Here is a 14,425-nt window from a genome sequence, read left to right as displayed (position 1 = left end):
ATGCCAAATGTAGAAGGCTTTATAACAAGAAAATCGATGCTCTACAAAACGGGAGTAGAGTATGGGGATTATACCATTAACTTCGTCCAGGGATGTGCTCATGGATGTAAGTATCCTTGCTATGCCTTCTCCATGAAGAAGCGTTTTGGGCAGGTTAAGACATATGAAGAATGGGTGAAGCCATATTTGGTTTCGAATACCCTAGAACTTTTAGACAGGGAAATCCCGAGATTGCGAAATAAAATTAGGTCTGTTCAATTATGTTTTACAACAGATCCTTTTATGTATGAATATCCGCAGATTGAGCAGATGAGTCTTGCTGCGATAAATAAGCTGAATCATGCTGGTATCAAATGCACGATTCTTACGAAAGGAATCTTGCCGGAGGTATTGTCGGAATGTTCGGAACAAAATGAGTATGGAATTACATTAATTTCACTAGATGAGAACTATCGAAGTAAAGTAGAGCCAGGAGCCGCACCATATGAGGAAAGATTGCGTGCTTTAAGGAGACTTCATGAAAAAGGTTGTAAAACATGGGTAAGTATGGAACCTTATCCGACACCGAATCTAATTAATCAGGATCTCAGAGAAATATTAGAAGCGGTCAGCTTTGTGGATAAGATTATCTTTGGTAGGACGAATTATTCAAGGAAAGTTACAAGCGGATATCCGGAACATAAGAAATTTTATAATGAAAAAGCTGCAGAGGTGATACGCTTCTGTGAAGATCATAAAATAGCTTACCATATAAAGGAAAAGACGATTACATAAGAGTGCGTCCTATTTTGAGGACACTCGAGATGATAGAGAAAAGATGACAGAGAATATTTTGGCAATCAGGAGAAACAGGAGGAAGAAACATGGCGGCAATACACGATTTACTTGCGCAGGTGCAGGACGAGGCATTAAAGGTTCGGCTGGAACAAGAAATTAATAGACTGTCGAAGGCAAAAAAATTTGGATTGGTGTTCGAGGAACATCTTCCGGAATGCACACCGCTCTATGACATTCCAGTCAAGAGCGGCTCTATGGTTGCGAAGAAGAATGGAGCAGTTAGTGACATGTATGAGGTGGCATTCATCAAGGATGATGTAGCAACGTGTTATCATAAAATAACACAGGAGAAGGAAGAAATTCCGGTAAATGAGTTGGTATGCGTGGCTCAGTTTGGTGAACCGATTTATCCGTATCTGAAACCGATAGATAGTGTGTGTAATGCCCCGGACAGTAATCTCTGGCACACTTTAATTGAAGCAGATAATTATCATGCACTGCAATTGTTGGAGTATCTCTATGCGGGCAAAGTGGATTGTATTTATATTGATCCACCCTATAATACTGGTGCGAAGGATTGGAAATATAATAATGATTATGTGGATGGAACAGATGCATATAGACACAGCAAGTGGCTGTCGATGATGGAGAAAAGACTTAAGTTAGCTAAGAAACTGCTGAATCCAGAGAACTCTATCATGATGATAACAATTGATGACATCGAATTGTGTCATTTAAAAATATTGCTTGAATCATTATTTTCTGAATGTTATATACAGATTATCGATATGGTTATTAATCCTAAAGGAAAGGCTAGAGTGGGGAAGCTTTCTCAAGTCGATGAATATCTCATATTGATTTATATGGGAAATGCAAAAACATGTTCAGTAAAGAATGCAGAATGTGATCAAGAAGTTAGATGGCCGTATTTAAGACGAAGTGATGTCGAATCGGCCAGAGGAACAATTAAGGGAGGAACACAACAGTTTTATCCTATATATGTTGACAAAAAAACAGAAAAAATTGTTGAAATCGGAGATTTTTTAACGCCAGATCAACCACTTACAGATTCCAAAACGGTTGAAGGTGCAGTTGCGGTATTTCCGATAAGGGATGACGGCAAACATATGAATTGGGGGTTGACAGAAAAAAGTTTGAGATATGCGCTTGAAAATGATTGCGTAAGAGTAACAAAAAGCAATAATAAATATCAACCTTATAATTTTACCTATGTTACTATTCCTAGCATACAGAAAGCACTTAGTGGCGAATATATAGTTGCAGGGAAAAGAAAAGATGGAACAAAAATAATTATGATTCCAGATGGAACTGAACACCAACGACCTACTGCATGGAAAGGAAATCAGTATGATGCTAATGCGTATGGAACTAAGCTTATAGGTAAATTTTGGAATGACAAAAGATTTTCTTTTCCCAAGTCATTATATAGCGTGGTTGATGCCTTAAATATTTACTTGGCAGATAAAAAGGAAGCATTAGTGATTGACTTCTTTGCGGGTTCGGGAACTACATTGCATGCGTTAAATCTTTTAAATGCTGTGGATAACGGAAGCAGAAGATGCGTTATGGTTACCAATAATGAAGTGTCAGAAACGGAAGCTAGAAATTTGATTCAAAAGGGTTATAATCCAGGAGATCGAGAATGGGAAAAATTAGGAATAGCTCATTATGTAACTTGGACAAGGACGGTTTGTTCAATAAAGGGTATAGATGTGGACGGAAACCCGTTGCATGGAAATTATGGTTGTGATTTAGAAACATATTTAGAAATTGATGGTGAAGTGACGGATCCATCTACAGGGAAAAAAATTCGTGGGAAAGTGTATAAAAAGACAAAAACCGCTGTGTATCCAGAATTTGAAAATATGAAATTTTCGGATGGCTTTAAGACCAACGCAGTTTTTTTCAAACTTGGTTTCCTCGATAAGAATGCTGTTGCTTTGGGCAATCAACTCGCAGAACTCATTCCGGTTCTGTGGCTTAAGGCTGGTGCTCGTGGCTCATGTCCCTCACTGATAGATGCAGACTCAGTAATGATGATACAGCCGGAGAATCAATTTGCTATTCTGATCGATGAAAAACAGTTTTCAATTTTCGAGGAAGAACTAAAGAAGTATCCGGAGATTCAGACGATTTACTTTGTTACGGATTCAGATTCGGGATATCGAGAGATGATTAAAGGCTACAAAGATAAGGAGACCTATCAGCTTTACAGAGATTACTTGGATAATTTCAGGATAAACACAAGGAGGTAAGCGATGAAAGCAGAATTATTTCCATTTCAGAAGAAGGCATTGTCACAGCTCCGTTTGATGGCTGGAGAAGCCATTCATGGATATCAGAGAACACATGCAAATCAAGTGGTTTCCTTTACTGCACCGACCGGCGCTGGTAAAACTATCATCATGGCATCGCTGATTGAAGAAATTTTCTTTGGTGGTGTGGAATATGAAGAACAACCGGAGGCAATTTTCGTATGGCTTTCGGATTCTCCACAACTTAATGAGCAGTCGAAGGATAAAATAGATTTAAAAGCAGATAGAATTTTGCTTGGACAATGTGTGACCATTAGCGATGATTCTTTTGATCAGGAGATGCTGGACGAAGGACACATCTATTTCCTGAACACACAGAAACTGGGCAAGAACTCTAATCTGACAAAACACAGCGACGAAAGGCAGTATACTATCTGGGAGACATTGGCAAATACTGCCAGAGAAAAGAGCGACAGACTTTATATAATCATTGATGAGGCACATCGAGGTATGCAGGGGCGTGAGGCAGGAAGAGCGACGACTATCATGCAGAAATTCTTGAAAGGAAGCCCAGACGATGGCCTAGAGCCGATGCCTGTTGTGATCGGTATGTCCGCAACGATTGCCAGATTTAATGTGTTGGTGTCCGGAATCGTAGCAACGACCTATCCTGTCGTGGTTACAACAGATGAAGTGCGTGCTTCCGGTCTTCTGAAGGATCGCATTGTTATTTCATATCCGGAGGAAAACTCTGGAAACCGCGATATGGCAGTATTGCAGGCGGCAGCAGATGAGTGGAAGGATAAATGGGAGCACTGGTATCAGTATTGCTTCGAACAACACTATGCTTATGTGAATCCGATTCTGGTCATTCAGGTACAGAACAGTACGGGCGACAACGTGTCCGCTACAGATTTAAATGATTGCATTCAGAAGATAGAAGAACGCTGCAACATTCGATTCCAGGAAGGCGAAGTGGTTCATACATTCGGTCAGACGAATGCGGCATTGATTGTTAATGGTTTGACGGTACCCTATGTAGAGCCGGCTGCAATTTCGGAAGACAAGAGGATTAAGGTTGTATTTTTCAAAGAGAGTCTGTCAACGGGATGGGACTGCCCTCGTGCAGAGACAATGATGTCCTTCCGTCGTGCAACAGATGCTACATATATCGCTCAGCTTCTGGGACGTATGATTCGTACACCGATGCAGATGCATATTCAGGTGGATGATACGCTGAATGATGTGCATTTGTACTTACCTTATTTTGATGCAGGAACAGTAAAGGATGTCGTGCAGGCACTTCAGGATGCAGAAGGTGGTGACATTCCGGCGGATATCTATGGCGAATCGTTGGATTCTAGAGTAATGGATACTTTATCGGTAAGACCGAGGACAACATCTACGCAGAGACATCATGTGACGCAGCAAACTCCTGGACAGATGAATATGTTCCAGTTCTCTGGGAATGACAATATTTCGAATGCAAGTGCTTTACATGAAGATTCTCATTATGTTCCGAGTGGTCAGGTGGAAACTAATGGGATGCAGACGCAATCGGCTACAAACAATGAAATGAATAGAAGCACTGCAAAAAGCAGCAATAATTGGGCGAACACATCGGCGACGTATGTGTACAATACAGTTACTTCAAGTGGTGTTACTGTGGCAGATAGCTTACAGATGCAAACGAACATATCAGAATTCTGTGAGGTTAATGGAACTGAAGTGAATTCATCAGAGAATGAGGCAATTGATCGAGAAGGCGTCATGAAAGCAATCAACGATTCTGGTCTTTTGACCTATGATGTGCGTTCCGTAAAAATCAGCAATTATTTGAATTCCCTTTATGCGCTAGCTCGTTTGTTGGTACAATCTGGCAAATATGAGAAGGCCAAGGATGATGTTCTGGAAGAAATTGTTAAGCAGATTCGTGAGTATGCGATGGATCTTCGCAGAACCGGAAAATATGATGAGATGGCAAAGCAGATCATGGAATTCGAGATGAAGACACAGATCTTTGATGCATTTGGTCAGAGTGTTGATGATAATATCATCTATCACTTTATGTCTTCTACGGATACTGATATTGACCGGCAGTTCCGAAAGGCTGAAAGTAAGCTCGGAAATGAAGGCGTTGCTAATAAGTATGGTCGGTATTTTTATGATGAGGATGATCCGAATGCATATAAGATTGATGTGATTTTATATGCTGCGGATGATGATTGTACAGAAAAATTGCAGGCCTATGCTGAGAAGATGTTCCATGAGTTGAATGATAAATATCGCCGGAAAATGGTCAATATGGAGGAACGCTTTATCAAGCAATACAATACGATTGTTTCGGATGGAGATATTATATCAAAGCACAATTTCAGATTGCCGGAAATTATTCAACAGCCGAGAGATGTGAATGGAAAAGAATATACAGATCATTTGTTCGTAGATGATTCGGGCGTTGCCAGAATTAATCTGAATTCTTGGGAAGAGGGTGTGCTTAAGGAAGAGCAGGCACAACCTGATTATGTATGTTGGTTGAGAAATCCGCCTAGAAAGGCGTGGTCGTTGTGTATTCCATATGAGATGAGAGGAGAACAAAAGCCGACTTATCCCGATTTCTTGATTGTGCGAAGGGATAATGATGGTGAATATGTCATTGATATTTTAGAACCACATGATCCAACTAGAATTGATAATCTTGGTAAGGCAAAAGGATTTGCTGAGTACGCCCGCCAAAATCCAGGCGTAGGTCGTATTGAGTTAATTCGAAAAGAAAAGGATGGAACTGGGCACGAGCGATTTAAGAGACTGGATATGGCTAGAAGCGCCATTAGGGATAAGGTGTCGCACGTAATGACAAATGATGAGTTGGATCATATTTTTGATACCGATGGGAAATTTATAAACTAGGGAAAACAGAGGTTATTGTTTCTAAGCAACATTAGGAGATGGATTTCTTACGAAAAAGCAACTATAGATAGCAAGCCACATTGGACAAAATCCTCTGTGGCTTGTTTTAAAGGTTTACAATTTTGGATTCTTTCTTCTCAACTTCCGATGCTCCTTTGCAGGCTTAGAACGGGAAAATATTTCTTTTAATATTCGTTTTTCTTCCATAGAAAGCTGAGAGACTTTCATCTCCAGATTTTTGCAGAAAAGAAGCAAAAGACCATTTATATAAGCATCATTTGATGACTCTGCATCGTCATCTGCGGTAGTAGGTATTTGAGATGTAAAGTCATCAATGATATTTTTGACCATGCTTTGATAGTCAATGTTGCTGGCAGTATTACTATCTTTCATATGCGCATTTCTCAGGTCAGAGACAATCGGCTTTAAGTCGTCTGACAGAATATTCATATAATATTGCTCTGACTCAATGTGTGAATTATCAAATACAGTTGCAAATGTATCAGTGGAATCGGCACCAAGCTCTGTTAATTTACATCTCATCACATCAAGAAAAGCATTCGCTATCTGAATTCCCTTATCGTTAAAGCCATCAATATAGATTTCCAGGTCAGTCATGAATTTTTTGAAATTTTCATGTGTGAGTAATTCAGATAATAATCGAGGGTTATATTTTTTATCAGTCAGTATTTGTATGGCATCGTCATTTAGGTGCAGATCAGATACTGACTGATTTTTATGTTTCCGCAATTCTGTCCGGCAAAGAAGGTAATCTGTGCTTACGTTGTAAAAATTTGCAAGCGTTATAAGATTACCGAGTGACATATCTATGTTTTCATCTTTTTCATAATTGCCAAGCGTGGAGCTAGGGATACCGGTAGCATCGGATAACTCTTGCAACGACATTCTTTTTTCTGAGACTCTCAAATCTTTCAGTCTTTCTGGTATGGTAAGTTTTGTATGCATAGCATCTTCCTCATTTTTAAAGATACAGATAGATTACCATGATATTGCCATGAGATAAAGAGAAATTCTTTTCCTGTCTTGTCTTGGATGTTGGAAAAAATCATAAAGAGGATATTTTTCCAGCATCTTGGATATACCGGATTCGTATAAAAATTTTGAGAAAATAGTTTCATACAATGAATCGGAAAGGAGTACAAAAATTATGGAATGTTGTAAATGTATCAAGAAAATCAATTTAGAAGCATGACGAATGAGGCAAAGACACTTTATATGATTTTGTTGGATCGGCGTTGCTTATCGGAGTGTAATGGTGATGCATGGCGAGATGAATATGGAGCTACATTTATCATTTTTACAATCAAAGAAATGATGAAGCTGTTGCATCTGGGAAATAAGAAAATTAACAAGATGCTGAAGGAACTGGAGGTACATAATCTGATTTATCGAAACCATCAGGGATTAGGAAAGCCGAATAAGATATATGTATATGACTTGTTGAAAGCAGATAACGATAATTGGCTGCCAAAGCAATTTAAGCACAGAAAGGGGCGGACAGGGGAATGGAGAAAACTGTAACACTTGAAGAGGCATTAAAAAGAATTGAGGAGTTGGAAAAAGAGAATGCAGAACTTCGGGAGGAATTGGAGTATTACAGAAATCGTAAGTTAAGCGGTCGTCAGAAACATAACGCCAAGTGGATGGCAATTTATAATGATTTTGTTGTTGGATATGAGAGCGGCATGACAATGGTAGAAATTGCGGACGATTTTTTTGACCGCAAATGGATGGAGGAGTTCTATGGCAGAAGATAAAAAGAAAGAAATCGATGTTACAGTAATAGAAGTAACAGAAGAATATCTAAAAGAAAAACTGTATAAAATTAGGGGTAAAAGGGTATTGCTTGATGCTGATTTAGCAGAGATATATGGCTATGATACGAAGGGATTTAATAGACAGGTAAAAAATAATATTGAAAAATTTGATGAAGATTTTATGTTTGAATTGACAGATGAGGAATTAGAAGATTTGCGGTACAAAAATTGTACCGCAAATATAAGTTCAAAAAGTCGTTATAATCCTCATGTATTTACAGAGCAAGGATTATATATGCTGATGACTGTCTTGAAAGGACCGTTGGCTGTTAAGCAGAGCAAGGCATTAATAAGAACCTTTAAGAAAATGAAAGATTACATATTAGAAAATCGTGATTTAATAGGTCAGCGGGAAATACTTCAGTTAAGCATGGAAACTGCTAACAACAGAATAGAAATTAACAAAATCAACTCAGATATGATATCTCTTGAAAAGCAGATTTCAGATGTTGCAGAAGGCTTGAAGGATGTTGTGACAAAATCTGAGTTGGCTGATATGATGAACAGCTTTGTTTCAGATGATGATGAAAAGTGGCTCATGTTTAACGCAAAATTTAGTAGTGCAGATGAGGTATATGAGACCATTTATAAGCAGGCAAAGTCGTCAATATATGTCGTTGACAATTATATTGGCTTAAGGACGCTGGTACACCTTAAGAATTCTCCGGCCGGAGTAGCTATTATTTTATTCAGTGATAATGTTGGAAATAATAAACTTCACAACATAGAATTTACAGATTTCTGCAAGGAGTACCCAACAGTAAATTTGTCAATGAAAAAGACAGGCGGTATATTTCATGATCGATTTATCGTATTGGATTATGGAACTGCTGATGAAAGGGTTTTCTTATGTGGTGCTTCATCAAAAGATGCAGGCGCTAGAATAACCAGTATTGTTGAAGATTATGGAATATCTAAATATGCTCCGGTGATTGCCACGCTGTTGAAAAATCCAACTTTGATTTTACCACAATAGAGGCGAGAGAAAGCAAGCTGTCACGGTTCCCCGTTACGATAAAAAATGCCACCATCTGAAAAAGGATTTGTGTACCCACTCCCATCCAATTTGTGGTACAATATCAATTAACAACAACATACCATACCAAAAGGAGGACATCCAATGCTTTTTATAGAATATCCCAAATGTTCCACCTGTCAGAAAGCAAAAAAATGGCTGGATGAACATGAGATTACATATACGGACCGTCACATCGTAGAGCAGAATCCGTCCTACGAGGAGTTGAAAGACTGGCATGAAAAGAGCGGTCTGCCATTAAAGAAATTTTTCAACACCAACGGACTTTTATATAAAGAAATGAAGCTTAAGGACAGGCTTCCCGAAATGAGCAGGGACGAGCAGTTAAAGCTGCTTGCGACAAACGGAATGTTGGTAAAACGTCCGCTGATCGTAGATGGAAGTACGGTAATTACCGGTTTTAAAGAAAAAGAATGGTCAGAGCACTTCTTATAAAAATAAGAATGTGGTTTTCATAAAAGGACTTGCAGGAATGGAGGATCATTATGATTATAACAATTGCCAGACAATGCGGATGTGAAGGGGACGAAGTAGGAAGAAGGTTATCAGAATTATACGGTATTCCGTGTTATTCCAAAAAGGAACTGATCGAGCTTGCAAAAGAGAAAAAAGTGTATGCAAAGTATCCGTTTTATTTTGGGGAACGGCAGGTTGATGATATGATGAGCATGGTTGCGGATGATATGAATTTAAAGGTGCGTGAGACACCGAAAAAGGCATTAACGGCGTTGTTTGATGATCAGCCGTGCATCGTGATCGGTCGTGCATCGGATTATGCGTACAAAGAACATGCGGATGCGGTTCGTATTTTCCTTTGCGGGGACAAGAAAACAAGAATTGAAAAAATCGCAGAGAAACACCAGGTATCAGAGTCGAAAGCAAAAATGATCGTGGATGACACAGACCGTCGAAGAAAGCAGTATCATAATTATTATTCCGGGGAAACCTGGGGATTAGCAGATAATTATGATCTGTGTTTAGATGAGTGCAGACTTGGGATTGATGGTGTGGCTGCAGTTGTTTCGGCTTATATCAGTCAGATCAGAGGAAAGAAGTGATCTAAGGATAGTAGAAACAGGACTGGGAGTAAAAACGGTCGGAAGGGAGAGCAGCATGGCATACTATTTAGCAGAAGGTGCAATTGTAAAAGGAGATGTTACGATCGGAGAAGATTCAGGAATATGGTATCATGCAACGGTGCGTGGAGATACTGACAGGATTACGATCGGAAGCAGGACGAACGTACAGGATAATGCGGTCCTTCATGTGGGAGACGGGCATGCGCTTACCATTGGAAACGATGTGACGATCGGGCATGGTGCGATTGTACACGGATGTGAGGTCGGCAATAATACATTGATCGGAATGGGGGCGATCATATTAAATGGTGCAGTGATCGGCGATAACTGTATCATTGGTGCAGGGGCTCTTGTGACACAGAACATGGAAATCCCGGATGGCAGCCTTGCATTTGGAAATCCGGCGAAGATAATAAGAAAGCTGACAGAGGAAGAAATTAAGTCAAACCATAACAACGCGCTGTTGTATGTGGGAGAAGCAAAAAATCAGTTGATGCCGGTATGAGCAGAGATCAGGATAAATATTAATATTGATCCGTTATATTTATAAAAATGGATGTTTCCAATAGATTAAATGAGGAAACATCCATTTTTTGTATATGTTTTTTATTTTATTCCCTGATCGAATCAAGTGCATTGGAAATATCTGCAATTAAGTCTTCCTTATCCTCAAGACCGAGGCTGATACGGACAAGTTCAGCCGGAACACCGGCTTCTTTTAACTGTTCATCCGTCATCTGGCGATGTGTGGAGGTTGCAGGATTTAAGCAGCAGGTTCTTGCGTCAGCAACATGTGTTTCGATTGCTCCGAGTTTCAGATTCTGCATAAATGTGGATGCAGCGGCACGTCCGCCCTTTAAACCGAAGGAAACGACACCACAGCCGCCGTTTGGCAGGTATTTTTTTGCACGCTCATAATATTTATTGGAAGGAAGCCCCGGATAGTTGACATAGGCAACCTTTGGATGCTGCTCTAAAAATTCAGCAACAGCCTGACCGTTTTCTACATGTTTTGGCATACGGACATGCAGGGACTCCAGACCGAGATTTAAAATAAAGGCACTCTGTGGGGACTGCATGCAGCCAAAGTCACGCATCAGCTGTGCAGTACATTTTGTAATGAAGGCACCTTCTTTACCGAATTTTTCTGCGTAGGTGATTCCATGATAGCTTTCATCCGGAGTACACAGTCCCGGATATTTATCAGCGTGAGCCATCCAGTCAAATTTACCGCTGTCCACGATCGCTCCGCCTAAGGCAGCTCCGTGACCATCCATGTATTTGGTCGTGGAGTGGGTTACGATGTCAGCACCCCATTCAAACGGGCGGCAGTTGACTGGAGTCGGGAACGTGTTATCGATCACAAGCGGAACGCCGTTGGCATGGGCAACTTTTGCAAATAGTTCGATATCTAAAACGGTGAGTGCAGGGTTAGCAATCGTCTCACCAAACATAAGCTTTGTATTTGGCTTAAATGCTGCATTTAATTCTTCCTCAGTAGCATCAGGAGAAACAAATGTGGTCGTGATTCCCATTTTTGCCATCGTGACAGCGAGCAGGTTGAAAGTACCACCATAGATAGAGGAGGAAGCAACGATGTGATCGCCACATTCACAGATATTGAACATGGCAAGAAAATTGGCTGCCTGTCCGGAAGAAGTTAACATTGCAGCCGAACCGCCTTCCATAGCTGCAATCTTTGCAGCGACGATATCGTTGGTAGGATTCTGAAGGCGGCTGTAAAAATAACCATCTGCCTCTAAATCAAAAAGTTTTCCCATATCCTCGCTGGTACTGTATTTAAAAGTGGTAGACTGGATGATCGGCACCTGTCTCGGTTCTCCATTGCCAGGTGTGTAACCTGCCTGCACACATTTTGTCCCCATTCTGTATTCACTCATAGAAATCTAATCCTCCGTTTCTGCACTGTTTTATAAAAACAGCTGCATTAAAAATTCCTTCGCGATTCATCACATTAGTAAGAAAAAGCGCATAAAAATATCGTATCATTCATAGGAAGATTTTACAAGGGAATATCTTTTGATTTTAAAAAATTTGTGATACAGTAGGGAAGAAAAAATATAGAGCATGTCAGGTTTGAATAAAAAGAGAGAAGTGTGATTGAAAAGTGAAATTACAGCCATTTCAGACATTAAAACATTACGATAAGCAAAATCTTCCAAAGGACATTCTTGCTGGAATCATCATCATGGCAGTTTCTATCCCGATTTCCATGGGGTATGCACAGATTGCAGGGCTTCCGGCAGTTTATGGATTATACGGCTCGGTGTTCCCGATCATTTTATTTGGACTTTTTTCCACGTCACCACAGTTTATTTTTGGTGTGGATGCGGCTCCGGCAGCATTGATCGGTTCAGCTATTGTGGGACTTGGCATTGAAGGCGGAACGAAAGAGGCCATGGCAGCAGTGCCTGTACTGACTTTTTTTGTGGCACTGTGGCTTCTGGCATTTTATTTTATGAAGGCAGGAAAACTGGTCAATTTTATTTCTGCACCGGTCATGGGAGGATTTATCACCGGAATCTGTACCACGATCATACTGATGCAGGTGCCAAAGCTGATGGGTGGAACGGCAGGAGTCGGAGAACTTTTTGAACTGGCAGAGCATATTGCAGGGACGGCAGGTCAGATCAATCTGCCGTCGCTTGTGATCGGACTTTTTGCACTTGTGATTCTTCTGGTTTCGAAAAAGCTGATCCCAAAGTTTCCGATGGCAGTTGCACTGATGGCAGCAGGGGCACTTATGACACGCTTTCTGCCGGTCAGGGAGTGGGGGGTGCAGACACTTGCAGCAGTAGAACCTGGCATGCCAGAATGGAGCATACCGGATTTTTCTGCAATCGCACCAAAGGATGCGATCATCACCAGTCTGTCAGTCGCTGTTGTCATTATGGCGGAAACTTTGCTGGCTGAGAATAGTTTTGCACAGAAAAATGGTTACAAGATCGATGATAATCAGGAAATTTTTGCATTTTCCATGGGCAACTTTGTGGCGGCATTTACCGGCTGCTGTCCGATCAACGGTTCAGTATCGCGCAGTGCAATGGGCGAACAGTATCAGGCAAAGACACAGCTTACCGGTATTGTGGCTGGGTTATCAATGATCATTCTTCTCCTCTGTGGAACCGGTTTTATTGGGTATCTGCCGATCCCGGTGCTGACGGCGATCGTGATCTCGGCACTGCTTGGGGCAACGGAGTTTGAACTTGCGGTAAGATTGTGGAAAGTCAGCCGGACCGAGGGTTTCATTTTTATAGGTGCATTTTTTGGTGTGCTGATGCTTGGCACGATCAACGGCGTTCTGATCGGAATTATCCTGTCTTTTACAGAAATGATCATCCGTACCTCAAAACCGGCAAGATGTTTTCTGGGAATCCAGCCGGGGCATCAGCATTTTAGAGATCTGCGGGAAGGCAGCCAGATCCATGCGGTGGAGGGAGTTTTGATTTACCGTTTCAGCAGCAATTTGTTTTTTGCCAATATCGGGGTGCTGCAAAAGGATATCGAGGAGCATATCAAAGATGACACGAAAGCAGTCATTCTGGATGCCGGAGGAATCGGAAGTCTGGATATCACAGCGGCAGACCGTCTGGAGATCCTGTACAAATTTTTGAAGGAAAAAGGAATCCGTTTCTATATGACAGAGCACATCGCAGACGTGAATGAGCAGCTTCGAAAATTAGGTCTTGGCTATCTCATCGAGGAGGGCTGCGTGCGAAGAACCATACATATCGCATTAAAAGATATGGGAATCAACAGACCTTATCCGCTTGAAGGCGGTGTGGATAACGTGGAGCGCAGTGCGTCGAGAAAACGTGCTGATAACCGTGTCCAGGAGTTTGTCTGGGCATTTGGTTCAGAGACGGAAGATGAGATCGAAAAACAGATCGTACTTCAGATTGAGCAGTTAAAGCAGACGGGGGATGTTGAAAATCTGTTTCATGGCAGATGGGCACATATGGAGGCACTGGATGAAGATGAGTGGCTCGAACATTTAGAGGAACATTTAAAGGAAATCGTTAATATCTCCGGCAAGGATGAGGTAACGCTTGCAGGCAGACTTGAGGCACACCGGAAGGAAGTACATGACCGTATTGCAAAAGAGCATCCGGAACTGGCGGAGCGTTTTAAGGAACGCAGGCACCTGCTGGATGAGCATTTGAAGGAACGCAGGCCGGAGGTGTATGAGCTGGTGTTAGAGCTTAGGGAGAAGAGGAAAGAGTAGAAAAAGGAACTAGTGAAAATTCATAAAGATAACAGGAAATATAAAATTATAATGACATATGTATAAACTTATGTTATCATTCATCCAAAGCATTACATTCTAGCAAAATCTACAAGGCAGACTGTGAGAAATTATATCATAGTATAAGCCGTTTCAAAACAAGTCAAAACCACGTTAAGGGCTTTGTATATCAATAAGCAAGCCACCACGTCGGATATCAGAATTTTCAATGCTTTTAAATCACCAGCCAAATAAAAGTAAAA

Annotated in this window: 12 protein-coding genes; 10 read left to right on the top strand and 2 right to left on the bottom strand. The window is 40.9% G+C overall.

Features of this window, described 5'->3' with window-relative positions; translation table 11 throughout:
- From ACDD58_RS07215 to ACDD58_RS07205, 3 genes are all read left to right on the top strand, one after another.
- Entirely contained in the window at window positions 1-774 is a 774-nt protein-coding gene (locus ACDD58_RS07215) for a radical SAM protein (RefSeq protein ID WP_118546970.1), read from the top strand.
- Between the two features lie 89 nt (window positions 775-863).
- Window positions 864-3,053, top strand: coding sequence for a DNA methyltransferase (locus ACDD58_RS07210; RefSeq protein WP_370776656.1), 2,190 nt, complete (start codon window positions 864-866; stop codon window positions 3,051-3,053).
- 3 nt (window positions 3,054-3,056) lie between these two features.
- A complete protein-coding gene (locus ACDD58_RS07205) occupies window positions 3,057-5,963 on the top strand; it encodes a DEAD/DEAH box helicase (RefSeq protein ID WP_370776653.1) in 2,907 nt (968 codons plus the stop codon).
- 114 nt (window positions 5,964-6,077) lie between these two features.
- On the opposite strand, the gene ACDD58_RS07200 is transcribed toward ACDD58_RS07205, so the two are convergent.
- Entirely contained in the window at window positions 6,078-6,929 is an 852-nt protein-coding gene (locus tag ACDD58_RS07200; protein ID WP_118546973.1) for a helix-turn-helix domain-containing protein, read from the bottom strand.
- A 216-nt stretch (window positions 6,930-7,145) separates the two neighbouring features.
- Here ACDD58_RS07200 and ACDD58_RS07195 point away from each other — a divergent pair, with 216 nt between their 5' ends.
- The 6 genes from ACDD58_RS07195 to ACDD58_RS07170 all read left to right on the top strand — a co-directional run bounded on the left by ACDD58_RS07195 (window position 7,146) and on the right by ACDD58_RS07170 (window position 10,421).
- Window positions 7,146-7,505 carry a replication initiator protein A gene (locus ACDD58_RS07195; RefSeq protein WP_370776649.1) on the top strand — a complete coding sequence of 120 codons (360 nt, stop codon included), beginning with the start codon at window positions 7,146-7,148 and terminating at the stop codon, window positions 7,503-7,505.
- A complete protein-coding gene (locus ACDD58_RS07190; protein ID WP_186900041.1) occupies window positions 7,490-7,741 on the top strand; it encodes a resolvase in 252 nt (83 codons plus the stop codon). The genes ACDD58_RS07195 and ACDD58_RS07190 overlap by 16 nt, the downstream gene beginning before the upstream one ends.
- Entirely contained in the window at window positions 7,728-8,777 is a 1,050-nt protein-coding gene (locus tag ACDD58_RS07185; protein ID WP_117920782.1) for an ORF6N domain-containing protein, read from the top strand. The genes ACDD58_RS07190 and ACDD58_RS07185 overlap by 14 nt, the downstream gene beginning before the upstream one ends.
- Before the next feature lie 144 nt (window positions 8,778-8,921).
- Window positions 8,922-9,272 carry an arsenate reductase family protein gene (locus ACDD58_RS07180; protein ID WP_186900039.1) on the top strand — a complete coding sequence of 117 codons (351 nt, stop codon included), beginning with the start codon at window positions 8,922-8,924 and terminating at the stop codon, window positions 9,270-9,272.
- Window positions 9,273-9,322: 50 nt separating this feature from the next.
- Window positions 9,323-9,895 carry a cytidylate kinase-like family protein gene (locus ACDD58_RS07175; RefSeq protein ID WP_370776645.1) on the top strand — a complete coding sequence of 191 codons (573 nt, stop codon included), beginning with the start codon at window positions 9,323-9,325 and terminating at the stop codon, window positions 9,893-9,895.
- A gap of 55 nt (window positions 9,896-9,950) precedes the next feature.
- Window positions 9,951-10,421, top strand: coding sequence for a gamma carbonic anhydrase family protein (locus ACDD58_RS07170; RefSeq protein WP_117922668.1), 471 nt, complete (start codon window positions 9,951-9,953; stop codon window positions 10,419-10,421).
- Between the two features lie 106 nt (window positions 10,422-10,527).
- On the opposite strand, the gene ACDD58_RS07165 is transcribed toward ACDD58_RS07170, so the two are convergent.
- Window positions 10,528-11,817, bottom strand: coding sequence for an O-acetylhomoserine aminocarboxypropyltransferase/cysteine synthase family protein (locus ACDD58_RS07165; protein WP_370776642.1), 1,290 nt, complete (start codon window positions 11,815-11,817; stop codon window positions 10,528-10,530).
- Between the two features lie 227 nt (window positions 11,818-12,044).
- Here ACDD58_RS07165 and ACDD58_RS07160 point away from each other — a divergent pair, with 227 nt between their 5' ends.
- A complete protein-coding gene (locus ACDD58_RS07160; protein ID WP_370776640.1) occupies window positions 12,045-14,162 on the top strand; it encodes a SulP family inorganic anion transporter in 2,118 nt (705 codons plus the stop codon).
- Window positions 14,163-14,425: the final 263 nt, after the last annotated feature.

The sequence above is a fragment of the Roseburia sp. genome (genome assembly GCF_041325975.1).
Classification (GTDB): domain Bacteria; phylum Bacillota; class Clostridia; order Lachnospirales; family Lachnospiraceae; genus Roseburia; species Roseburia rectibacter.
This window is presented reverse-complemented; position numbering and strand designations above follow the sequence as displayed.

Excerpts from the sequence above, each read along its gene's own strand:
- ACDD58_RS07215 (WP_118546970.1), top strand. The coding sequence starts at position 1 with ATGCCAAATGTAGAAGGCTTTATAACAAGAAAATCGATGCTCTACAAA.
- ACDD58_RS07210 (WP_370776656.1), top strand. The coding sequence starts at position 864 with ATGGCGGCAATACACGATTTACTTGCGCAGGTGCAGGACGAGGCATTA.
- ACDD58_RS07205 (WP_370776653.1), top strand. The coding sequence starts at position 3,057 with ATGAAAGCAGAATTATTTCCATTTCAGAAGAAGGCATTGTCACAGCTC.
- ACDD58_RS07200 (WP_118546973.1), bottom strand. The coding sequence starts at position 6,929 with ATGCATACAAAACTTACCATACCAGAAAGACTGAAAGATTTGAGAGTC.
- ACDD58_RS07195 (WP_370776649.1), top strand. The coding sequence starts at position 7,146 with ATGTATCAAGAAAATCAATTTAGAAGCATGACGAATGAGGCAAAGACA.
- ACDD58_RS07190 (WP_186900041.1), top strand. The coding sequence starts at position 7,490 with ATGGAGAAAACTGTAACACTTGAAGAGGCATTAAAAAGAATTGAGGAG.
- ACDD58_RS07185 (WP_117920782.1), top strand. The coding sequence starts at position 7,728 with ATGGCAGAAGATAAAAAGAAAGAAATCGATGTTACAGTAATAGAAGTA.
- ACDD58_RS07180 (WP_186900039.1), top strand. The coding sequence starts at position 8,922 with ATGCTTTTTATAGAATATCCCAAATGTTCCACCTGTCAGAAAGCAAAA.
- ACDD58_RS07175 (WP_370776645.1), top strand. The coding sequence starts at position 9,323 with ATGATTATAACAATTGCCAGACAATGCGGATGTGAAGGGGACGAAGTA.
- ACDD58_RS07170 (WP_117922668.1), top strand. The coding sequence starts at position 9,951 with ATGGCATACTATTTAGCAGAAGGTGCAATTGTAAAAGGAGATGTTACG.
- ACDD58_RS07165 (WP_370776642.1), bottom strand. The coding sequence starts at position 11,817 with ATGAGTGAATACAGAATGGGGACAAAATGTGTGCAGGCAGGTTACACA.